Annotated in this window: 1 protein-coding gene; it reads left to right on the plus strand. The window is 48.1% G+C overall.

All coding sequences use genetic code 11. From position 1 onward, the window contains the following. Positions 1-414: CBS domain-containing protein (locus ACTD9P_RS29885; RefSeq protein ID WP_438870457.1), on the plus strand; the 414-nt coding region annotated here is incomplete at its 5' end. Positions 415-455 lie beyond the last annotated feature (41 nt).

A 455-nucleotide genomic window follows, 5' to 3' on the forward strand; every position in this document is an offset into this window, starting at 1 on the left:
GACTTGCAATATTGTACAGTATTAGATAATGTATATGAAGCTGCGGTGAAGATGAAAGACGCGGATGTCGGCGCCATTCCGATAGTGGATGAAGACGGCGCCACACTTGTCGGGATCGTGACAGACAGAGATCTCGTATTACGGGGAATTGCTTCAAAAAAGCCGAACTCTCAAAAAATAACCGACGCAATGACAGAGCGGGTTATCAGTGCAGAAGAAGACGCCTCTGTGGAGGAGGTGCTCCATTTGATGGCTGAACATCAGCTCAGAAGAATTCCCGTCACAAGGGATAAAAAACTGGTCGGCATTGTTACGCTCGGCGATCTTTCGTTGGCCGAGCAATCAAATGAGCAAGCAGGCCGGGCGCTGTCTGACATTTCTGAAGACGGAGGTCCGGAGGGGTTTATCCATTAAACATAAATCACGGACGATGCAAATAGGCTGTACTGTATAAG

Source organism: Pseudomonas onubensis, assembly GCF_965653655.1.
Classification (GTDB): Bacteria; Pseudomonadota; Gammaproteobacteria; order Pseudomonadales; family Pseudomonadaceae; genus Aquipseudomonas.